This window comes from Nostoc sp. (assembly GCF_036917395.1).
Lineage (GTDB): Bacteria > Cyanobacteriota > Cyanobacteriia > Cyanobacteriales > Nostocaceae > Nostoc.
In genome coordinates this window covers 91,218-113,766 of record NZ_JBALDI010000056.1, presented here as the reverse complement: position 1 = coordinate 113,766, position 22,549 = coordinate 91,218, and the positions used below count along the sequence as shown (strand labels likewise).

At 42.7% G+C, this 22,549-nt stretch carries 19 protein-coding genes; 7 read left to right on the top strand and 12 right to left on the bottom strand.

Annotated elements, in window-relative coordinates; translation table 11 throughout:
• Positions 1 to 91 precede the first annotated feature (91 nt).
• A complete protein-coding gene (locus V7K46_RS19585) occupies positions 92 to 748 on the top strand; it encodes a DUF1361 domain-containing protein (RefSeq protein ID WP_335115963.1) in 657 nt (218 codons plus the stop codon).
• A gap of 228 nt (positions 749 to 976) precedes the next feature.
• Here the strand turns inward: V7K46_RS19585 and V7K46_RS19580 are convergent, their stop codons facing one another.
• Together V7K46_RS19580 and V7K46_RS19575 are read right to left on the bottom strand one after the other, a co-directional pair.
• Positions 977 to 1,801, bottom strand: coding sequence for an NAD-dependent epimerase/dehydratase family protein (locus V7K46_RS19580; RefSeq protein WP_335115961.1), 825 nt, complete (start codon positions 1,799 to 1,801; stop codon positions 977 to 979).
• Between the two features lie 122 nt (positions 1,802 to 1,923).
• Positions 1,924 to 4,278: a putative PEP-binding protein gene (locus V7K46_RS19575; RefSeq protein WP_335115959.1), complete on the bottom strand. Its 2,355-nt coding sequence runs from the start codon at positions 4,276 to 4,278 to the stop codon at positions 1,924 to 1,926.
• A gap of 871 nt (positions 4,279 to 5,149) precedes the next feature.
• Here V7K46_RS19575 and V7K46_RS19570 point away from each other — a divergent pair.
• Positions 5,150 to 5,608, top strand: a complete 459-nt coding sequence (locus V7K46_RS19570; protein ID WP_335115957.1) for an MgtC/SapB family protein — start codon at positions 5,150 to 5,152, stop codon at positions 5,606 to 5,608.
• Positions 5,609 to 6,141: 533 nt separating this feature from the next.
• On the opposite strand, the gene recF is transcribed toward V7K46_RS19570, so the two are convergent.
• Positions 6,142 to 7,263, bottom strand: a complete 1,122-nt coding sequence (recF, locus tag V7K46_RS19565; RefSeq protein ID WP_335115956.1) for a DNA replication/repair protein RecF — start codon at positions 7,261 to 7,263, stop codon at positions 6,142 to 6,144.
• Between the two features lie 69 nt (positions 7,264 to 7,332).
• Positions 7,333 to 10,215 carry a cation-translocating P-type ATPase gene (locus tag V7K46_RS19560; protein WP_335115954.1) on the bottom strand — a complete coding sequence of 961 codons (2,883 nt, stop codon included), beginning with the start codon at positions 10,213 to 10,215 and terminating at the stop codon, positions 7,333 to 7,335.
• A 492-nt stretch (positions 10,216 to 10,707) separates the two neighbouring features.
• Between V7K46_RS19560 and V7K46_RS19555 the strand changes: the two genes are divergently transcribed.
• A complete protein-coding gene (locus V7K46_RS19555) occupies positions 10,708 to 12,387 on the top strand; it encodes a transglutaminase family protein (RefSeq protein ID WP_335115952.1) in 1,680 nt (559 codons plus the stop codon).
• A 333-nt stretch (positions 12,388 to 12,720) separates the two neighbouring features.
• Here V7K46_RS19555 and V7K46_RS19550 read toward each other — a convergent pair whose 3' ends face one another.
• Positions 12,721 to 13,575, bottom strand: a complete 855-nt coding sequence (locus V7K46_RS19550; RefSeq protein ID WP_335115950.1) for a PD-(D/E)XK nuclease family protein — start codon at positions 13,573 to 13,575, stop codon at positions 12,721 to 12,723.
• Positions 13,576 to 13,722: 147 nt separating this feature from the next.
• Between V7K46_RS19550 and V7K46_RS19545 the strand changes: the two genes are divergently transcribed.
• The 4 genes from V7K46_RS19545 to V7K46_RS19530 all read left to right on the top strand — a co-directional run bounded on the left by V7K46_RS19545 (position 13,723) and on the right by V7K46_RS19530 (position 16,156).
• Positions 13,723 to 15,147 carry a phosphoglucomutase/phosphomannomutase family protein gene (locus V7K46_RS19545; protein WP_335115948.1) on the top strand — a complete coding sequence of 475 codons (1,425 nt, stop codon included), beginning with the start codon at positions 13,723 to 13,725 and terminating at the stop codon, positions 15,145 to 15,147.
• A gap of 72 nt (positions 15,148 to 15,219) precedes the next feature.
• A complete protein-coding gene (locus V7K46_RS19540; RefSeq protein WP_335115946.1) occupies positions 15,220 to 15,495 on the top strand; it encodes a LapA family protein in 276 nt (91 codons plus the stop codon).
• A gap of 14 nt (positions 15,496 to 15,509) precedes the next feature.
• Positions 15,510 to 15,704: a DUF433 domain-containing protein gene (locus V7K46_RS19535; protein ID WP_335115944.1), complete on the top strand. Its 195-nt coding sequence runs from the start codon at positions 15,510 to 15,512 to the stop codon at positions 15,702 to 15,704.
• An 8-nt stretch (positions 15,705 to 15,712) separates the two neighbouring features.
• Positions 15,713 to 16,156, top strand: coding sequence for a DUF29 domain-containing protein (locus V7K46_RS19530; protein ID WP_335115942.1), 444 nt, complete (start codon positions 15,713 to 15,715; stop codon positions 16,154 to 16,156).
• 251 nt (positions 16,157 to 16,407) lie between these two features.
• Here the strand turns inward: V7K46_RS19530 and V7K46_RS19525 are convergent, their stop codons facing one another.
• The 7 genes from V7K46_RS19525 to ndhD1 all read right to left on the bottom strand — a co-directional run bounded on the left by V7K46_RS19525 (position 16,408) and on the right by ndhD1 (position 22,228).
• The gene (locus tag V7K46_RS19525; protein ID WP_335115940.1) at positions 16,408 to 16,899 is read right to left on the bottom strand and encodes a hypothetical protein; all 492 of its coding nucleotides are present in this window, start codon (positions 16,897 to 16,899) and stop codon (positions 16,408 to 16,410) included.
• Between the two features lie 2 nt (positions 16,900 to 16,901).
• Positions 16,902 to 17,876 carry a hypothetical protein gene (locus V7K46_RS19520; protein ID WP_335115938.1) on the bottom strand — a complete coding sequence of 325 codons (975 nt, stop codon included), beginning with the start codon at positions 17,874 to 17,876 and terminating at the stop codon, positions 16,902 to 16,904.
• A 264-nt stretch (positions 17,877 to 18,140) separates the two neighbouring features.
• Positions 18,141 to 18,482 carry a DUF5615 family PIN-like protein gene (locus V7K46_RS19515; RefSeq protein WP_335115936.1) on the bottom strand — a complete coding sequence of 114 codons (342 nt, stop codon included), beginning with the start codon at positions 18,480 to 18,482 and terminating at the stop codon, positions 18,141 to 18,143.
• Positions 18,479 to 18,712: a DUF433 domain-containing protein gene (locus tag V7K46_RS19510; protein WP_335115934.1), complete on the bottom strand. Its 234-nt coding sequence runs from the start codon at positions 18,710 to 18,712 to the stop codon at positions 18,479 to 18,481. The genes V7K46_RS19515 and V7K46_RS19510 overlap by 4 nt, the downstream gene beginning before the upstream one ends.
• A 198-nt stretch (positions 18,713 to 18,910) precedes the next feature.
• Positions 18,911 to 19,621 (bottom strand): hypothetical protein, encoded by a 711-nt coding sequence (locus tag V7K46_RS19505; RefSeq protein WP_335115933.1) that lies wholly within the window; start codon positions 19,619 to 19,621, stop codon positions 18,911 to 18,913.
• 150 nt (positions 19,622 to 19,771) lie between these two features.
• Positions 19,772 to 20,494, bottom strand: a complete 723-nt coding sequence (locus V7K46_RS19500; RefSeq protein WP_335115931.1) for a Uma2 family endonuclease — start codon at positions 20,492 to 20,494, stop codon at positions 19,772 to 19,774.
• Positions 20,495 to 20,650: 156 nt separating this feature from the next.
• A complete protein-coding gene (gene ndhD1, locus V7K46_RS19495; protein ID WP_334726150.1) occupies positions 20,651 to 22,228 on the bottom strand; it encodes a photosynthetic/respiratory NAD(P)H-quinone oxidoreductase subunit D1 in 1,578 nt (525 codons plus the stop codon).
• Positions 22,229 to 22,549: the final 321 nt, after the last annotated feature.

Sequence of the window (22,549 nt, the reverse complement as noted above, 5' to 3'; positions counted from 1 at the left end):
GATACAAAAATTTCATCAGTCAATCACTGAGGTTAATACTAACACTACATAGTGAATCTAGATCAATCAAACGTCTTCTGAGTTAGCACCTATGAAAGAAGAATTGATAGCCAGAGTTGTGCAGGTCTTGCGAATTAATATGAGTTGGATGACTTGGAATTTATTTCTGGCTTTTATACCTTTAGCTTTGAGTGTATGGTTATTTCGCTTTCGGCGTGGTGGCACTTGGCTTTGGTGGCTGGGATTCTTAGTTTTCTATGCTTTCTTACCGAATGCACCATATTTGTTGACTGATGTAATTCACCTGATAGACGATATCCGCACGATTCAATCGATTTGGATGATTACTTTGGTACTCATTCCTGTATATTTGTTAGTAATTTTAGGTGGATTTGAAGCTTATGTAATCTCGTTAATTAATTGGGGTTACTACTTACATCGCATTGACAAAAGCCAGTGGATTTGGCGCTTTGAGTTGATCACACATTTTCTCTGTGCTGTTGGTGTTTATTGGGGGCGATTTTTGCGTTTCAACAGTTGGGATTTTATTACTCAACCCGATGCCGTACTAACCAAAGGAGTAGAAGAAATTCTTGGGAAACAGCCCCTAGTAATTATTGCTATTACCTTTGTGGTACTTGCCGGTTTGTACTGGATTATGAAACGAGTAACTTTAGGTCTTAGCCAACCAGATAGTAGAATAGGGATCAACTCAGGACGTGCAAACTCTAACACGCCAAACGTTTGATGTTCGTGGCAATTTGGGCTTTGAGATTTGGGGTTTTAATTAGTAATTCTCCTGAAAAATATTTCCTGTCAAAAGAAAGATGCAACTAAACCCATCTAACAACCGCCAATAAATTGTCTCAGCGGCTTATTACCAACGAGTGGATTCATTACTGCAACAATTTACAATTCTTACAATGCTATACATACAAAACCAATGATGATTACTATTCGCTGCTGAAGCCTTGCTTTATGGTCGCCATTTGTAACGCGGAACCCACTGAAGAATTTCTTTAGCGAGTTGGGTATTAATCAAGGCTTTATAAGGTTCATCTTCATATTCATCACCTCCGCGCCAATCCACTTCAGGAAGTAGAGATTGAGCCATTTCTTGACTAGTTCGATGCGCCGAAGAAATGTTATCAGCGCATAGTAGCAAGGTAACATGACCAGGATTAGGGCAATATAAAGCGGAACGCGCTGCTTCTGCGGTGTCTCTCACATCTAGAAAAGCACCGTATTCCCAAAATGGATTCCACTCAAAATTGGGATTAGCTTGCCGATTTGAAATAATGAAATCGTAAGTGTCTTCATCAAAAACACCTGGTGGTCGCAGACAAATAGTTGGGATATCTGTGCTATCAGTAAAGTATTGACACATCTTTTCACCAAGGTGTTTGGAAATGGCATAAGGGGTAGTTGGATAACAAGGATGATTGTCATCCAAAGGAAGATAATCCGGTTTTCTCTCACCTTTAAAGATTCCTAATACATCAACACTACTAAAGAAAACAACACGTTTGAGTTTTGCTTCTACCGCAGCTGAAAGAATATGCCAAGTTCCGAGAAGATTGACTGCCATTATTTCATCCGGCACATCTTCAGAGTGTCCAAGTAGCGCTGCAAGATGAACAACTGCATCGCAGCCTTTAAGTGCCGAACCAATTTCATTTGGATTCAGAATATTATGACCATTTGCAATATCAAAGCCAATCACTTCACATCCGTCAGCACGTAAAACTTTTTCAACAACTGAACCAATCATTCCTTCGTTGCCAGTAACTAAGACTTTCATAACACTCAGAATTGTTGATCATTTTTACTAATATGCATACTCAGCATCAAAGACATTTTAAAATTTATTTAAGATTTTGAATTTTGAATTGAAGGAAAAATCTAAAATTGAATTACTCTTAACTAATGAAGTTTTCGTCGTGCAGCTGCTAAAATTAAACGTTGTTCAGCCCGAGCGATCGCCTGATATGTTCGCTCGACTGCTTCCGGTTCAACAGAAATGGAAGTTATGCCCCATTCCACTAACTTATCAATAATTTCTGGATAGAGGGCTGGTGCTTGACCGCAGATTGAACAAGGTATGCCAGCACTTTTAGCCATTTGGATCAGTTGAGCGATCGCCTTCATAACTGCCGGATGAAGTTCATTAAATACTTTTGCTAACTGTCCTTGTTCTCGATCCACTCCTAGCAGTAATTGGGTTAGGTCGTTTGTACCAATAGAAATTCCAGCTGCACCTGCTTTGACATATTCTGGCAGTAAAAACAATACACTTGGCACTTCTGCCATCATCCACAATTGAAACTGTGACACCTCAGTTAAAAGAGCTTGCTCAACTTTGCGACGGCAAAAGACAAACTCTTCTACAGTCCGAACAAAAGGCAACAGTAGATTGACATTGCTGTAGCCAGCTTGCTGTACACTCGCTAAAGCTTTCAGTTCTAACTCAAATACTGCGGGATTTCGTAAATAGCTGAAGGTGCCACGTTCACCCAACATCGACTGGGGTGAAGATTGTAAATTATCATTCAATGAAGGGAAATCCTGCGATCGCCAATCTAAAGAACGATAAAAAACTGGTCTTGGTGCAAAAGCACGGGCAAACTGCATAATCTGCTCAGACCATAACTCTAACAATTCTGCCTGACGTCCGCCTAAAATCCAATTATTGGGATGTTGCCCGGACAATATATTTAGTACCATTAATTCTGAGCGCAACAATCCCACCCCATCCACAGGGAAACTTTGCACTTGTTTTATTAAAATCGACTGACTCAAGTTAACCAGCAGTTGGGTAGCAATCATAGGTAGACGAGAAGTAAGAGGAGGATGGGGCGTTTTGGGGTTGGGCTGATTTGGGGAAATAAAATTTTCTCCTCCCAGTCTCCCACTTTCCATCTCCTCCTTTGAGTTTCCTTTGATCCGATAAACTTCTCCTCTGTCGCCATCGAGCAGCAGTCGTTCGCCAGTTTGGATTAAGCTTGTAGCAGATGTTGCGTTCACTACTGCTGTGATACCTAATTCTCTGGCAAGAATTGCAGCGTGGCTGGTTAATCCGCCTTGTTCGGTAATAATACCAGCAACTTGTTGCAGTAATGGTAGCCAATCAGGTGCGATCGTTGGTATTACTAAAATTACTCCCTCAGGTAGTTGTTCAGGTTTGTGTTGCGGATTAGTAATTACTAGGGCCTTTGCCACAACCCGTCCCCCTGCCGCCCCTAGTCCCCTAATGAAGTGTCCGTGGAGAATTACAGATTGGGGAGAACTAACTTGTGTTATGTAGAGCTTGCCAGATGTAGTTTGTTGAGCAATAGTCCATTTGATGGTAAAAGTTTTACCTAGTTCACTTACCAGTTGAGTTCCCAGAGCAATTATTTGTTGTAAGTATTCTTCTTGTAAAGCGTACTGTTTTTGTTGGGCTGACTGAATTACGTAGCTACTCAAACAAGTGTGATCTGGCGTTAACACTGAGTTCGGCACGGGTTGCGAAAAAGCTTCAGGGGCTGGATCATCAACACTATAAGCCAGCATTTTATTGCCCAGATGTTGCTCAAGCACAACCCCAGTTGCCTGTTGAATGTAGTAAACATCTGGCTGGACTTCGCCTTGAGCTATCGCAACTCCTAATCCCCAAGTAGCTTCAATTTCCCACCCAGAGGAGTTGGCTCTGAGCAAGCCACTGGCGATCGCATTCTCAACTGGTTGAACCAAAACTGCTAAACTAATTTGTTGCAGGTTAATTCCTAAGTGCTGCCAATATAGTAGACTTCTAGCACGAAATATCTGGCTCCAGGTACGCTTTAATGCAAAAGCGATCGCTTCGGGTTCGCACTGGCAAAACACCGACTCCAGCAAACTAGATATATTCTTTAGACCCGGGATAGCAGTCGATACTGCCAAGGTAGGTCGAAGAATCAAACAGCCAGTTTGCCATTCTCTAGCTGCTTGGAAAATTGTACTCACCCACTGCTGTGGCACAGTCGCAGTCAGAATCTCTTGGCGCAAGCGACCAGCCACCTGCTGAAGTTGACGCCAATTAGTGACATCCAGGTGTAACGAAGAATGCGGTAAGTCAGCCACTAATGACTCTGAACTATTGAGATTTTCGAGAAATTGTCGCAAAAATTCTGCCGAAACGACAAAACCAGGGACCACCGGATAGCCACGCTGCGTGATTCTGCTCAAGTAAAACGCTTTGTCACCTACTTTGGCGCGGTCTTGTAGTTTAATTTGGTCTAACCAGTAGAGTTTGTCCACTCAATTTGTTAGTGTCAGTTGTCTATTTGTAATCACAGCTATTCCCTGCTGGTACATTATCAGCCGTAAATCCATTGACTACCTACTAGCAAGAGTTTCCAGCATTTACGTTTAATTTGCCGACCTTATTAGTGGTTAATTGCTAGTTACACAATGTAATACTGTTCGACTCTTTTGTAAATCAAATTTTTTCCTTCATTTCGCCTCTCTTCCCTGAAACCAGGGGTTTAATTGTTTGATAGAGTTATAGATGGCGGTATCTAATTATTGAGTATATGAGTTAAATCTAGCAATTTGAGGTAGAATTTTATAGTTCAGTTATTTTCAATAGTTAAAAACCTATTTAATAAACTGATAAATTCATGTCGTTTGCCCAGATTATGATCATTGTCATAATTTAAGAATGCAAACCTTCATTTATTATTGACAAAAATAATATCTTATTAGGAAATAATTTTAACAATGGAAGATATTAATTTGCACCTAAAAAAATATTCCCGAATTGATAGAATCCAAATATGATATAGGCTATTAAATTACACCCGTTGAATTAGACTCCATCAATAAAAGATTAAAATATTTTTGCACTATTTTTGTCAAAATATTAATAATTAACCTAGTACCGCAAGGCGGAAGTCAAAAGTCAAAAGTCAAAACTAAAAAGTCAAAAGTATTATGGAATAAGCTCTTTAGGGCTTTTCAATGGTCTGCTTATTTGCGCCGTGCTGTACTAGTACAGTTTGGGGAAAGTTTGCCTACCTTTAACAAAAGATTTTGCTACAAGTCTTGTTAATTGAGATGGTAGCTGGATTTTCGCCGTGCTGTACTAATATTTATCATATAAATAAAATTCTCTATACTAGACTAAGCATTGCCAAACACTTACTACCTTGCAACTAATGATTGGCTAAATATCAGCCTCAGGCTATGCATTGCATTACTTATTGGAGCAATTATCGGCTTAGAACGCCAAATTAAGCGCAAACCAGCGGGTTTAAGAACTCATATGCTCGTGAGTTTAGGTTCAGCCATGTTTATTCTCATAATTATCCAAACAGGTGGGTCACAGTCCAGCCCTGATTCACTCAGCCACGTGATTCAAGGGATTGCAGCCGGTGTAGGATTTCTTGGTGCTGGAGAAATTGTCCGCCAATCTTCCCAAAAATCACAGCAACCTGAAATTCACGGACTCACCTCAGCAGCGGCTATTTGGGTTTCGGCTGCTTTGGGAATTGCTGCTGGCTGTGGTTTGTGGCAGTTAGGATTAATTGGTGCTTTGCTGACTTTTCTGGTTCTCAAAGTTTTTAAAAGGTTAGAAAAACATCCATAGTCTATCAATGTCTAAGTCTTATATCAGTCAAAAACGCCCAAAATATAGATTATAGCGGTTCTCGTTTGGATGCATTACAGTCTGACCTCACTTCCATTCCTCTCTCCTAAAAGGAGGAGCCACTGCGCCCTTGCGTGCCGACTTGTATCCCTACGGGGAAGCAAGCTACGCACAGCGTCTCTCCTTCTCCCATTCGTGAGAGGCTAGCGCCCGCCGTAGGATGCCGGAAGGGCTGTAGGGAGAAGCACGTGGCATCAGAGGCTTTGAGGCTTACTCTTCAACGCTACAAGGGTTAGAGCTGTTTTTGTTAGGTCTGGATTTCATGCAATTGAGAATCGCTATAGATAAAGGTTATGAGACTTGCCAACGCCTAACTTGTGAGAAATACGAGCTAAGTAAGGATTGTTTGTATTAAGCTGAAGTGCAACGATGAGTCTTCTTGAATCTGTAGTTATCAGATTTTATAATATTAAATAATTTGGTGTTACTGAGTAAAAATATGAATTTATATAGCAGGTTTTCAACCAGAATTATTAGACCTGTGGGATTATTTCTCCTGCTTTCACAAAAAGAATTTGGGAGGACTTCAACCACTGGGAATCAAAAGAACCCAAATGAGTGGTAGTAATCAGCGTCTGAAAGCGGTCTTGAATAGCATCAAGCAATTGATTTTGACGGGACAGATCGAGTTCGGCAAGAACATCATCAAGCAATAGCAGCGGTGGCTCTTTAACGACTTCTTCAATTAATTGTAATTCTGCTAATTTTAAGGCTAGAACCAGCGTTCGTTGTTGACCTTGAGAACCGTATTGACGAGCAGGTGTCTGGTTAATAGTTAATTCTACTTCGTCTCGATGGGGGCCGACGAGAGTAGTGCCTTGGTGCATTTCAGCGATCGCTCGCTGCTGAATTTTTGCTAAAAAAGCTTGCTGGACTTCTTCTGGCTGGTTATCCTCTAAAGGAATATTAGGCACATACTTGATTTGTAGAATTTCTGTACTGCCGCTGATACTGGCGTGCCAAGCACTAGCAATCGGAGCTAATCTTTGTATAGCGCGATCGCGTCGTCTAATTACCCGTGTCCCTGTGGTGGCTAACTGTGCATCCCATACCGCCAGTTCTGAATCCTGATTGCTGAGTGCTGAGTCTTGAGTTTTTTTTAAAAAAGCATTGCGCTGGCGTAACACATGATTATACTGCTGCAAAATGTGAGCATAAACTGGTTCGAGTTGAATTAAGAGTGTATCTAACCAGTTGCGGCGACCTTCTGGGCCGCCGCGTACTAGTTCTAAATCCAGGCTGGAAAATTGGACTGCATTTAGAACGCCGAGAAAATCCATTTGACGGCGGATAGATTCACCATTGAGAGCAACGCTACGACGACCGTTACGGCGCAAGGTTAAGGTAAGGTCACTCACGCCTGTTTGTCGCTCAAGAGTAGCATTAATTTGAGCTATAGCTTCCCCTTCTTGAACTAAATCGCGATCGCGGGTCATTCGGTGCGATCGCAATGTCGCCAGCAACTCCACCGCCTCCAACAAATTCGACTTTCCCTGAGCGTTATTACCTACCAAAATTGTTTTGGCAGCATTAAACTCAACCTTTTGGTCTTGGTAATTACGAAATTGTCGGAGGTTTAGAGTTTTGAGGTACATAAGTGCGATTTTGGATTTTGGATTTTAGATTTTGGATTAAAGATAAATCTAAAATCTAAAATCTCCTTTTCAGACAGCCTTCTTGCCCATAATCCGCAAAAATATCTTCTCCGCTTCAATCCACACAAACATTAAGGCGCTGAAGCCAATACAAACCCCCAATTCCTGCATATTCAAGTAGTGAGTACCAAAGAAATCTCGCAGGGGTGGGACGTAAACTAGCATCAGTTGCAAAATCGTGGTTACAACAACAGCCGCTAGTACAAATATATTGGAAAAGGGATTCATCTCAATGGTCAATCGGTTATTGGAGCGAATAGCGATCGCATGACCCATTTGGGCGATACACAAGGTAGTAAATACCATTGTCTTCCAAGTATCGCGATCGCCCTGATACCCAGCGGCATGGGTATGTTGATAAGCCCACCACATCAAGGCAATGGTGATAATGGCAAAAATGATTCCAATGCGAATCATATAAGAACCTAATCCTCTAGCGAAAATACTTTCGCGGGGACTAAAAGGCGGACGTTGCATCACATCCGGTTCTGGAGGTTCCACAGCTAATGCCAAAGCTGGTAAACCGTCTGTTACCAAGTTCATCCACAGAATTTGTAAGGGGGTAAGGGGAACGCCTCCTAAACCAATTAACGGTGCAGATGCTATTGTGAGAACTTCGCCAATGTTACTGCCCAAGATGTATTTAATAAAGCGGCGAATATTAGTGTAAACAACTCTGCCCTCCTTAGTGGCGCTGACAATGGTGGCGAAGTTGTCATCAAGTAATACCATGTCGCTGGCTTCTTTACTTACATCGGTGCCAGTAATGCCCATCGCAATACCGATGTCAGCTTGTTTAAGGGCTGGGGCATCGTTGACGCCATCACCTGTCATCGCCACAAATCTGCCCCGGCGTTGCAGTGCTTGGACAATTCGCAGTTTGTGTTCTGGAGAAACCCTGGCATAGATGCTTACCAGGTCTACATTTTGCTCTAATTCCTGGTCAGTCATTCGCTGCAATTCTTGACCTGTGAGCAGGCGTACACCGGAGGGGTTGCCGGAGGCATCGCCTTGTTGGGCAATTCCCAAATCGGTAGCGATCGCTCGTGCTGTTAACTGGTGGTCACCAGTAATCATTACTGGGCGAATGCCTGCGTCTCGACACTCTTGGACTGCTAATCTCACCTCCGGGCGTGGTGCATCTAGCATTCCCACTAATCCCAGCCACACCAAGTCTTGCTCAGATGTCTCGTCTGAACCTTCCGGTGGGATCTGTGCCAGGGGTTTGTAGGCAAAACCTAGCACCCGTAGACCTTTACTCGCCATTTGGTCATTTTCTACCAAAATTTTCTGGCGTTGTTTTTCGGTCAAGGGGGCTGTATGATTGCCCAAATGAATCTGAGTGGAACGTCCCAAGGTTAACTCTGGAGAACCTTTGGTAAACATTAAGTAAGGTTCAGATTGGAGAAAACCAGCGATGGCTGGGTCAACACCTCTCGAAGACGCTTCACCTGTTGCGACTTCCTGCACCTGAGAAATCACGCTCATCCGCTTGCGTTCCGAGGAAAAGGGAAACTCCGCAACGCGAGTTAATTTACTGCTCCACTGGTCTTTTTCAATTCCCGCTTTTCCCGCCAGTGTTAACAATGCCCCCTCTGTGGGATCTCCCAAAATCGCCCATTCCCCTTGTTCTTTTTGCAACACCGAATCATTACAAACGGCACAGGCGACTGATAACGCTGAGATTTCTGGCGACTCCTCTGGGGAAATCTTTTGACCATCTAACTGAAAATCCCCTGTGGGAGCATAACCTTCTCCAGTGACGCCAAAGGTTTTGTTATTAGTGGAAACCGATTGCACCACCATTTTATTTTGAGTCAGGGTACCGGTTTTATCAGAACAGATGGTAGTTACAGAACCCAATGTTTCTACAGCTGGTAGTTTGCGAATCAAGGCATTCTGGCGCACCATTCGCTGGGTTCCCAGTGCCAGGGTGACGGTAATTACAGATGGTAAACCTTCTGGCACTACAGCAACCGCCATACTCAAGGAAACTTCCAAGAGTTCTTGGATGTTTTTAAAACCTCCGTCCTTGATCACACCGCCAGCGACGACGATCGCCACGAGAATCAAAGAACCCGTAACTAAGACATTGCCTAGTTGAGTCATCCGCTGCTGTAACGGCGTCGGCTCACTTTCCACCGCCTGCAACATGGTGGCAATTTTGCCTAGTTCTGTAGTCATTCCGGTGTTAGTCACCAGAACCTTGGCTCGTCCTTGGACTACCTCAGTTCCTTGAAACACAACATTTAGGCGATCGCCTAATGATGTTTCCTCCGGCAATTTTAGTGATGCTTGTTTATTCACCGCTTCGGCTTCACCAGTCAATGCCGACTCACGCACTTGTAAATTAGACTCTTCAATCAAGCGTCCATCTGCGGCTATCTGCATCCCAGCTTCCAGCTGCATTACATCCCCTGGCACTAGTTCCTTAGCTGCTATCTCCACCAGTCTAGCGTCGCGGAAGACCCGCACTAAGGGAGAGGTCATTTTTTTCAGGGCTGCCAGGGCTTTTTCGGCACGGCTTTCTTGGACGTAGCCGAGTATGCCATTGAGGATGACAATTGCTAAAATAGCGATCGTATCTTTAAATGGCACTTCACCAGGCTTCAAATTGCCCGACTGCAAACGCATCAGGTCTAAAAACCCCGAAATCAGAGCTACGCCAATCAGCATCAACAACATAATGTTCTTGAACTGATCCAGCAGAATTTCCCAAGTGCTACGGCCAGCAGTTTCTTCTAATTCGTTGGGGCCGTATTGTTGCAACCTCTGTTGAATATCTTGGGATGTTAAGCCACTGTCCGCGTTACTATCAAGCAGGTCTAGCGCTTTATTAACTTCTAAACTATGCCAAACGGCGGCACCTTCAGGCAGAGAATTAGCAGACATCGTGTGGGTCACAGGAAATGGTTACAAAATTCGATCATAATTTAGTGATGGCAGGAATTCCATTTCCTAAAGTTACATTAAGGCGATCGCCCAGTTGCATAAGTGGATCTGTAATTCTTAAACATTTGTAAATTTCTTCTTTTTTCAGATAGTATTATTTCTCACGAAAGAGTTTTTCGGAAAACTTTGTACCGATAATTATGAGTAATAGAGCTTGGAAGCTTTGTTACATAGCATATGCCACAATTAATTTTAGGCTGCCATTTTTAATTTACATCTGCTCAATAGCCAAAATGCATGGCACGATTGCATTTCTTCTCTACGATCCGCTACGCGAACATTTTGAATTTTGCCCAAAGTTGAGCCAATCGCTTGCGTATTTACCCCCGCTCAAGCGAACTGGTGTGCTAGTAGGGTTTCCTCACCTAGTAAATTTTTCCAGCCGAATTTTTAATTTTGAATTGCTTCGGCGTGCTAAATCATTCAATAAATATGCTTAATATTAGTTTCACACCCCCCACTGTGACCGCAAGCCAGATGTTTGGGCAAAAAATAATTCGACCGCTTACTGCTGCTACCCTGTGTGGCATTACTTTCATTAAAGATAGACTGATTGCCATTGACAGTATAAAAGGGCATCTACTAGAGATTGATCCCACCTCTGACAACAGCAAAATTATCAATCCCCATCAAGTTAAAGAATTTACCGATGTCACTGGTCTGGCGGCGTGGGAAGATACCTTGTGGGTGAGCCGAGAAAATAGTGTTTACTTGTGCAAGCTCAATGCTTTGGATCTAGAACATTTTGTCACATTGCCTTATGAGGCTGATGGTGTTGCTGTTTGGGAAACAACAGTTTATGTCAGTTGCCAAAGACTAGGTTACATTCTGATTTTTGACCGCGAAACCCGAAAAGAGATTACCAGATTTTATGCCCCTGGAGTTGGCATAGAGAATTTGGCAGTGAGTCAGGAAATGCTGTGGATTTGCGATCGCACCGAACAATCAGTTTACGCGATGGACAGGGCAACGGGAGAACTTCAATTCAGTGTCCTGACACCCTTTGAATCTCCCACAGGCATCGCAATCCATAAAAATGGCGAAACAGGCAAAGAAAGTATTTACGTTGCTTACGCCTCAGAGGAGCCTTATATCCGCGACAACCCAAATGCTGATCCGAGTCATGAGCTAACGTTCCGCGATCGCACTTTTATTCACCCCCTGTATTATCATTACCAGCCAGATAAGCGTTACGCCCTCTCTAATGGCTATCTCATTGAAATGTCCTATGCTGAGGAAATTGCACCCTTAGACGAGGTTTCTTTGCCTGATGTGGAATGGCGCATCGCCCTACCCTCGGAAACTGAGCGTCAAAAGGTGAAACACGTTGAACCCATTGGTATACCCTTTACTGAAGATGTGGTAGAGGGGCAACGTGTAGCAGTCTTTAAATTTGATTCTCTTACCCCAGGAGAACGGCATATATTTGGCTGGAAAGCACTTTTGGAAGTTCGGGGCATTAAGTATCGCATCACACCCAGAGATGTTGAAGATATACCTAAAGTATCCCCAGAATTACAAACACGCTACCTAGTGGATGACGACGATTTAGCAATGGATACTACGATTGTTCGCCGTGCCGCCAGAGAAGCGATTGGTTCTGAAACCAATGTGCTGCGGAAAATGCACCGCATTCGCAACTACGTCTATGATGAATTATCTTACGGGATTAAACCTTACATTGACCCGCCAGATACAGTTTTAGAACGGGGCGTTGGTTCCTGTGGCGAATATGTCGGCGTCTTACTTGCCCTATCCCGTTTAAATGGCATCCCTTGTCGGACTGTAGGTAGGTATAAATGTCCTCCCCATAGTGACTTACTAGGAGTGCCACTACAACCCGACTTTAATCATGTTTGGCTAGAGTTCTACGTCCCGAATTTTGGCTGGTTGCCAATGGAATCAAATCCTGACGATGTGGCTGAAGGTGGGCCTTATCCGACGCGCTTTTTTATGGGCTTATGCTGGTATCACATTGAAATTGGCAAAGGCATCACCTTTGAAACTGTGACAAGCCAAGGTGCGCGGCTAACCAAAGAAGATATCCCCATTGGCGATTTGGCGATTAATCATATTCGCTTCACAATTCTTAAAGAATTACCACCTTTTTGAATTAGGTCATTGGGAATTGGTGAAAGACCATGAGAAAGTGAGTAGGGTGTGTTATGCCGTAGGCTAACGCACCTTAATACTCTCTGTTTAACCACTATTTTTTAAACTTATGAACTAAGGATAAAAAGTAAAAGAAAAGTTCAAAATCCAACTGAATTAGAAAAAGATTTATTTATCGTTAATCGCATTAGTCTTAACTCCTCACAGCCCAAACTAAAATAGGTGCAGTTTACATCTAGGTTGTCTGATAGTAGTCGAGAGTGAGGACAGTAAAAATACGAAGATTTAACAGCTATTTTTTGAAGATTAAACCAAGATAAACAGGTAAACCAATTAGCTATTAACTCTTAAACTGGGCAGTGGATATGATTGAGTTTGCTTAAAATCGGCAAAATCACAGATTGAGTTAAATGGGCAAAAGCGGCAGTGAGATCCCGGATTGGGAGGGAAAATTTTACTGAAATTAGTAGTTTCTTCCTGATACTTTTGCAAATCGTGCTGATGCTTGTGGGCAACATTAGCTAACTCGAATTTTAAGGATTCTAATTCACTATTATTGATGCTAATTAACTCTGACTTTTTAGATATTTCTAAATTATAAAATGATGCAACCGCTTGCCGTCCTGGATAAAGATAACGAGCAGCTAATAAATAAACTAATGCCTGTCGTCGGTCAAAAGCCGACTTCCCAGTTTTGAAATCTAAAATATGTAAAGTGCTATCAGATTCAATGAAAACGCAGTCCATAGCGGCATATAACCGAAAGCAATAATCTTCTTGTTCAATTACTATCGGTTTAGGAAAGCCTTCATCGCCCGGTGTTAATTGGATAATATCTTTATCCAAAAGCAACGGAGCATCGTGATATTTTTTTAAAATTTGCAAGACGCGTTGCTGGACTTGATTGCTTGAGTTGCCTAATTTCAGTAACTGTGCAACTCTTTCTACACCATCTGCTTGCTTCAACAGATGCCTGTGATGATGAAACTCATAAACACCTTTTTGGGCGAGTATGCCAATCTGCTGGGGTGCGGTGGCTTGCGCTAAGAGCGCTTTGACCTGTGGTTCGTGTTGCCGTGCTTTGATAAACCCCCGTCTCATCTGGCAATGCCAGCGTTCTTGCCCGGTTGCTGGGGCAACTAGAGACCAAAGGTGATAACTGGCAAAAGGTCGATCGGGGGTTGACATTGCTCAGAAACAGTGAGAGAAAATACGATGGGGGAGAAGTTTAACCTAAGGCTTCCTTAGAAAAGAACTTCGGAGAATACTTGCTGCTACACACGCTTTGCGGGAAGCTTTAATAGTACTGATAATGTACGGGAGCAAGTGGCAAAAATGTCCAGCAAGATAAAATTTGGCACCGATGGATGGCGAGGGATTATTGCCGATGACTTTACTTTCCCAAATGTGCGGAAAGTAACAAGGGCAATCGCCACTTACTTAGAAACAGCCTACACAAAAGATAGACCAGTACTTATTGCCTACGATACTCGCTTTTTAGCTGACGAGTTTGCTCAAACAGCGGCCCAAGTCCTGGCAGATTTGGGTTGGACTGTCAAAATTACTGATCGGGATTGTCCCACACCAGTAATTGCCTACAACGCCCGCCACCTAAATTCCGCAGGGGCGTTGATGTTTACTGCTAGCCATAATCCAGCACCTTACTGTGGAATTAAATATATACCCGATTATGCTGGGCCTGCCACTCCAGAGATTACTGATACTATTGTGGCAAATATCGAAAGTGCATCAGATGAGTTGCCTGGGAGCAACCCATCGGGTTCAATTTCTATTTTCGATCCGAAACCAGATTACCTGCAATTTATCTACACCCTACTTGATGTAGAACGGATTAAAAGCGCTAATTTAAAGGTAAAGTACGATGCGCTCTATTCTACCTCTCGCGGCTATTTAGATGAAGTTTTGCAACATAGTGGCGTTCAGTTAGAAAGTTTTCACGATTGGAGGGATGTTTTATTTGGCGGTGGAATGCCAGAACCCAAAGGAGAACAATTAGTTGAGTTAGTGGAAGCAGTAATTCGCGATCAAGCTGATTTGGGCTTGGCAACGGATGGAGATAGCGATCGCTTTGGTATCGTTGATGAACAAGGAAACGTCCTTACTCCTAATACTGTGTTGCTACTCCTAGCACGTCATTTAATCAAAAACAAAGGAAAAACCGGCGCGATAGTCCGCACTGTCGCTACAACCCATCTGCTGGATAATTTCGCTGCTAAAAATGGGCTGCAAATTTACGAAACAGCAGTTGGTTTTAAATACATTGGCGAAAAAATGCGCGAAACTGCCGTGTTAATCGGTGGAGAGGAATCAGGCGGTTTGAGTATTATCGGGCATATTCCCGAAAAAGACGGGGTTTTAGCCGATATGCTGGTGGCAGAAGCGATCGCCTATGAAGGCAAACCTTTGAGTCAGCTGGTTAAGGAAGCGATCGCTGAAGCTGATGGCCCACTTTACAACAACCGCCTAGATTTGCACCTCACAGAGGCGCACAAAACCGCCGTCATCGACTCCTTTACCAAAAATCCACCTACAGAGGTAGCAGGAATTCAAGTCAAGGAAGTGGGGCGTAAAGACGGTATTAAGCTGTATTTAGAAGAGGGTAGCTGGGTTTTACTGCGTCCTTCTGGTACAGAACCACTGGTGCGCGTTTACCTAGAAACCAACACTCCCGAAAAACTTACCCAAATCGCCCAAGAGTTAGAGAGTGCCATTGCTAAACTAGAGGCAGTAGCAGTTTAATAAGTTAGAGTTAGGAGTTAGGAGTTATAAGTTAAGAATTATTAACTCCTAACTCCTAACTTTTATCAAACTATGAAAATCGCTCCTTTTTTGACATCTTTAGTTGTAGCGGTTTGGGTAATAGCGATCGCAATTATTTCAGTCCAAAATGCCACACCCGTATCGTTAAAATTCTTAACATTCCAATCGATTCAGATACCAGTGGGTTTAGTGCTAGCTTTTAGTGCCGGTGTAGGGTTAATTGGTATGGCACTGCTGCAACCCCTCTGGGGCCTTGCTGGTTTTAAGCAGCGTAATTCTCGATTGGAAGACGATGCCGAATTTTTTGTTGATGATGAAGATTTTTAAGGCTTGATATAGCTGTGCAGTACCAAAACATTATTACAATCGAACCAGGAAAACGAGGTGGTAAGCCTTGTATTCGAGGAATGCGAATTACTGTATACGATGTTTTATCTTATCTTGCCTCTGGCATGATCTACGAGGAAGTGCTTGATGACTTTCCTTATTTGACACAAGAGGATATTTTGGCTTGTCTAAGCTATGCGGCTGATTGAAAACGGCTATGAGCGCAACTTATAAAGCAGATTTTAATTTGTGGATTGAACAGACAGCCCAACTATTGCGATCGCATCGCTGGCATGAAATTGATGTGGAACATCTGATTGAAGAGGTTGAAAGTTTGGGCAAAAGTGAACGGCGGGGTATTGCCAGTCAACTAACTCGCCTACTATTGCATTTGCTCAAGTGGCAATATCAACCTCAGCGTCGCTCAGATAGTTGGCTCGATTCGATTACTGATTCTCGCACCCAAATTGAGTTAACTATACTCGATAGTCCTAGTCTTAAAAGCTATCCTACAGAGCAGCTTGAGGAAAGCTATCAAAGGGCACGTCGCCAAGCAGCCAAGCAAACAGGGATATTTTTATCTATGTTTCCAGTAGAGTGCCCATATTCTTTAGAGTTAGTGTTGGATGAAGACTGGCTACCGGAAGCAAGCGATATTTGATAACTTTATTTGTGGCTATGTGGAATGAAGTGCGATTGCATTAAGTGCAGCCTTTTATCGCTATCTATTCAAAACGTAATATTTTCTTTGCTCATCGTTTTGTGAAAGTTGTATTGCAATATGTGGCAATGCAACATAATTATAGTCGCGATCGCTATTATCTTAGAGCGTCTGTAGCCTGTAAGCCTCGCACTACATAAAAAAAGCCTGCATTGACAAGCTTTTTTGAAAGCGATCGCACTTTTAGAAAATTAAAATGTCCATTCGTGATCTGGATCATCTAAAGCGGCGCGAACAGAAGCTAAGTTAGCAAGGTCTTTGAAAGGGCTTGATTTAGCTATTTCTGTAATTGAATTTAAGGTAAGGGCTAGTTGGTCATTATTGCCAGATGCGATCGCATTATCAACGACAACAAACAAAGCGCGAAAGTTTTCTGCACGTTCATCAAAAGAGCGATCTAGATACGCCATCAGCAACTCTCGCTGGGCATTAATCTTGGTGATTGTTTCTTTTTCCCAAGCTTCAATCTCTCGTCTGTTTGTCTGTTCTTGTTTGGCAATTAATTTATATTCAGTATAAGCTGAAGCAACTATATCAAAACATTGTGTTTTTTCCAAAGCTGCTATTTCACGCCTTTTAGTCCGTTCTTGCTCTCCAATTTGCTTGTAACTGGCAACAATGCTTGCTAACGATTTTGTGGCGTTAACCGCAGTACATATTCCACCGATACTTGGTAAAACCATTGCTAAATACCTCCCAGAGTTTTGTATTTAGCTTGGATGGTTAAAGTAGCAGGGTTTAACAGTCCTTCATTATCTAAAATAGGAATTTTCATAATTTCTGCAAGTGCTTTAATTAAAAGTGCTACCTCTTGAAATTTGCTAGCATCGCGATCGCGATTAAAAGGTTGGGCTTCAAGCTCTTGAAGTGCGGATTTAGCACGGTTGTTTAAATTACACACTAAATTAGCCAGTTCCACTGTTCGCCGTTTAACCTGTAATAGAAAATCTTGAGCTGCTTCAATATTGGCAATCTCTACGTTCACATTAGCTTCATACTCCCGCGCTTTAGTCAAAGCTTCCTCACCCTTACCAGCAAGTTGAAAACCCCCAACCATCAACGCCGGGCCGAGTGTAATACCTCCCAATACAGCACCACCAACCGCCATACTGGTACCACCACCTAACCAAGTTATGGCTCCAGTCCAAGCCGCAGCACCACCAACTTGTGAGATAGCAACTTCACTAGCCCACAATCCAAAGAACCTGGAAACAGTAACAGTACCTATACTCCTTGCTAAGGTAACTGCACCAGAAGCTGCTGCTGAGGCTGCAACTGCTGTTTTTACACCACCTTTCACCCACTCTTCAGCTTTGATAACTTCTGTTTTGTACTCCTGAATTTGCTGAGTGGAGATATCTAATCCAGCTACAATGTCCAGATTGTTTTGGGAAGCTCGCTGACTAATTCTCTCAATAAAAGCTATAAAGTTTGAAATTGTACCCTGCTTGATACGAAGCTGCATTTGACCATAAACTTCTGCTGACTGGTTAGTAATTTCCCAAGCTGCTTTTAACTTTTGCAAGCTACTTTCGTATTTTTGTTGAGCCTGTTCACCAATTTCTTTTGCCTGATTCATATTGCCAATGCCTTCAGCACCTTTTACTGCTCCGAAGGCTCCAGTAGCCAAAGCAGCAGCACCTAAGATAAGTGGAATCATGAAATACTCCTGATTGTGATTAGTATTTGGTTAATACTTGTCTATGGGTTAAACATAAAAGCAAGGCATCACCTTATACTTATCTTTCCCTGAGATACCAACTAATGAACATTCAGAAGGTATAAATTTGAGACTACGATGAATGCAGTTGTCAATCTTTTTCGTGTTGAGTGCGATTGCTCATTACTGTGGTTATCCAGGATCTGAGGCGAAGTCAGCCTAAGATGTAATCTGGTGACAAGGGATCTGAACACAACTAATTACTCATGAACTACTGCTAATTTCTACAATTGCTTCTCCTTGGCGCAGTCGTTCTATTGCATCAGGTAAAGCGATGGCAAGTAGTCGCTGCAAATTGCGATTTGTGACGTTACCACAGGTAAGCCAAAGAATTTGAGGTGGTATTCCTAACCGACAAGCCAAGTCAACAAAATCGCTGTCTTTGGTCATGATTACCGTCTTAGCGACTCGTGCTGCCTCAAAAATCTCTACATCTTTAGCATCTCGTAATCCAAGCTCTCGTAGAGCAGTAGCCTCTATGTCAAAAGTCTCAATCAGCCAAAGTGCTAATGTGGGAGGCAACTGAGCATCAATCCAAATTTTCATGCTATCAATCGAGGAAAGTCTGTTCGCCGTGCTGCGAACAATAGACAGGCTTGGATATCTTCAAGTTCGAGATCGGGAAAATCGTCTAAAATCTCAGAAACACTGACATTCTCAGCCAACATTTCTAAAATGTCACTCACACGAATTCTCATGCCTCGAATACAAGGACGACCACCACACTGACCAGGAGTTTGAGTAATGCGAGTCAATAAATCAGACCTTGGGTTCATGCAAGTATTTTAATATCAGGTACTTTCATCTCACTCTATGCTACAGTTAGCGACTACACTAATTCTGCGTAGACGCTTTTATAGCGGCTTGCCGCAGGCATCGCCCTTATCTCCAACAAAAACCTCAGTGCAGCGAAAGGGCGATGTCTACGACGGGCTGTGCGGCGTCGCAGTTATCGCACACTAACACAACAGCAGCTAAGTTGGGCAGCTTTGGGTTAGTTGTAGCTTGAGGTAATCAATAAAGTCCAAAATTTCTGTATCAGTGAGTTGTAGGCGCGATCGCTTGCCATATCTCTGCTGTAAATACTTCCTTCCCTGCTCTGGAGTCCAGTTTAATTGTGCTAAATATGTGTCACTTTGACCTATCAAAATTGCATGAATTTCTGATGCTGTTGTATTAACAGATATTTGTATTGGCTCTTGATTTAAATTTTGAATTCTATTAATTTTTAAACTGACTTTTTGCCCTAGAGTTTGCCAATCAATTTCATTATGTCCATCCCAACTAACACCTACAGAGCGATAATTGACTGGATCGTAAATATTACAAAAAACTACATTACTGTCTCCTGGGCTAACAGCGATCGTCAGTGGATTACGCAGTTGTTCAGAAGTAAGAACATCTAAAGATAACAACAAGCTTTGAGAAAAGTAAGATTCACTTCCTGAACGGATAATATAAGGTTTGTCCGCCAAAATATATAAATCGTTTTTTTCAACTGGCCCGAATCTAGTTTCAACCTTTTTATTAACTTCTATCCCTGTAATTACCCCAGTCAAGGCTCTCTCATAAATTGGGATGCGTCTTTCATCTTCAGCAAGCATATACCAGCAGTGATCGGCTTCTTTGCTGACAAAAACATATTGAGGTTTTGGGACTGCTCCAAATCCTAATTTAACTTCCATATTTTTGATGAAGGTTTTGGTAAATATATTTATTGAGCAACCAGCCTTTACGATTTTTACCGTGAAGCTATTAGTTACTTTATAGATATAATTCCCTAACCAGCAGGCTAATTAACATGAAGACAGCGAAAATTACGAAATTTGGTGAATCTATGACAAAGTTTCTGGATCAACGCCAAGCGCCTTCAACCTTTCCACTAACATTTTCACTTGTTGTTCTGCTGCGACACATTGCTGTTCTTCAAAAACTGTACGTTCTTCGGCTTCCCTGATGCGTTCTTCTGGTGTCAACAATTTTTGCCCTTCCTCGTCATACCAGTACAGCCACTCCCGCACTATACCTTGATAAATTCCCCGTTCTCGCCCAATTCCTAAACCAATCTCTGGTAGCCAAACAGGATTTCCTGACATTAAAATATATTCCCCATCAACTAGGCGATACACCTCCAAAGGCGGCTTTTTACGCCGAAGGGGACTATATACAACGTAGTACAAAATTCCTAATTCCTTGGCATACAATTCTTTCTTGGTGCTATATTCTTCCCGATATATTTGGGAAACAACTTCTAGTGCTAAAATCGGCAGTTTATTTTCTTCCCACAGCACATAACTCAGGCGCAAGTCCTCATCAATGAAGCGTTTAACTCCTAAGCTGAGAAACCCATCAGGGACAATGGCTGGTTGATCTGGGTTATAATAAATACCCATCTCAACACCAAAGAACCAATCCCAGCCATCGCACCAAACCAAAGCTAGTGTCGTTTTCAGCAAGCCGGGAATTAAATTTTGTAGTTCATTATCCACAGCGGTATCATCTGAGTCGGGTAATTCTTCGGAAGATGGCAAACAATGTAGCGGATTGTAGTTTAACATGAGCGGTTTTGCCAAATCTTATTTTAGATAGATTGTAGGTAATCTATTACAGAATTGGTATTAGCGATCGCCTCCAAGCAATGTACATCAAAAAAGGGCAGGTAGAAAACCCGCCCTCAAAGTAATAAATATTTCAACTAAACTAGCGATCGCAACTTAATTACCAATTGACGGCGCACTCAAAGAAACCTTTAGTGCTTCGTCTTTTTGCTGTGCTAATGTCGGCACGGAATCACGCAATCTTGCCGTCAATTGTACAGTTGTGGCGTCGTACATTTGAGTCAGCAGTTTTGGATAGAAACCAATACCAATAATTGGCACTAACAAACAGGCAATGATAAATACTTCGCGAGGTTCAGCATCTATCAAAGCTTGGTGAGAAACTAATTCCTTATTTTCTTCTCCGTAGAAAATTTCCCGCAACATCGACAGCAGATAAATCGGAGTTAAAATTACTCCCACTGCCATCAAGAACACCACAATGACTTTGAAGGTAGAGCTATAAGCATCGCTAGTAGCAAAACCGACAAACACCATTAATTCTGCCACAAAACCGCTCATCCCTGGCAATGCCAAAGAAGCCATTGAACAGGTGGTGAACATGGCGAAAACCTTCGGCATTCTCTTACCAACACCACCCATTTCATCCAACATCAGGGTGTGTGTGCGATCGTAAGTTGCGCCAACGAGGAAGAACAAACTCGCCCCAATTAACCCGTGGGAAACCATTTGCAACACTGCTCCACTTAAACCCAAATCGGTGAAGGAGGCGATACCAATCATCACAAAGCCCATGTGGGAAATTGAGGAGTAGGCAATTTTTCGCTTTAGGTTGCGCTGGGCAAAGGATGTCAAGGCAGCGTAGATGATATTAACTACCCCCAAAACCACCAATACTGGTGCAAAAAAAGCGTGGGCATCGGGGAGCATTTGGGCATTCATCCGAATTAAGGCGTAACCACCCATTTTCAGGAGAATACCTGCTAATAACATGTGTACAGGGGCTGTAGCTTCACCGTGGGCATCAGGTAGCCAGGTGTGCAAGGGAATAATCGGCAACTTGACGGCGTAGGCAATCAGGAAGCCAGCATAGAGCGCAAGTTGGAAATTCAGGGCGAAGTCCTTTAAGGCGAGCGATCGCATGTCGAACGTCACCGTATCGCCGTAAAATCCCATTGTCAGGGCAGACAGCAAAATAAACAGCGATCCGCCAGCAGTGTATAAAATGAATTTTGTCGCTGCGTATTGTCGTCTTTTGCCTCCCCAAATCGACAGCAGAAAGTATATTGGCACCAGTTCCAGTTCCCACACCAGGAAAAATAACAGCATGTCCTGGACAGCGAACACGGCAATCTGACCGCCATACATCGCCAAAATCAAGAAGTAAAATAGCTTGGGCTTGAAGGTAATAGGCCAAGCTGCTAAAATCGCCAGCGTGGTAATGAATCCAGTCAAAATAATTAGGGGCATGGATAAGCCATCTGCCCCTACTGACCAATTCAAATCTAGTTGGGGTACCCAGGGGTAACTCTCCACCAACTGCAAACCTGGATTGGAGAAATCATACCTAGTATAAAAAGCATAAACAATTAGTGCAAAATCTATCAGCCCTACGATCAGGGAGTACCAGCGCACTGTTTTGCCTTCTTTATCAGGGATGATCGGAAGAAGTAGCGACGCCGCTATCGGAAACAGAATAATCGTCGTCAGCCACGGAAAATTAGCTGTATTCATCACAATTCGTCTGCTATCAAAATCATGTTTGGCAAAAAGTCACTAGTTATTAACTAACAGCTTTTTCGGGATTTCGTCTTCCTCGTTAGGTTGATTTAATTAAATTGGCAATCTCCCATTTTTTCTCTTGAGAATCTTTTTTAACAGTTGGGGGTGCGGAATGTGGGTTGTCATACTCCCAGTCAAGTCAAAAATTTACCCGAAAAAAGCCGCTAAAATTATAGTTTAGCGGTGCGATGTCTACGACAAGCCGCTTCGCGTCTACGCGTCGCCCAACCCATCGCTAAAAATACATGATGCTGTTTGGTGGTTGTTGAAAAA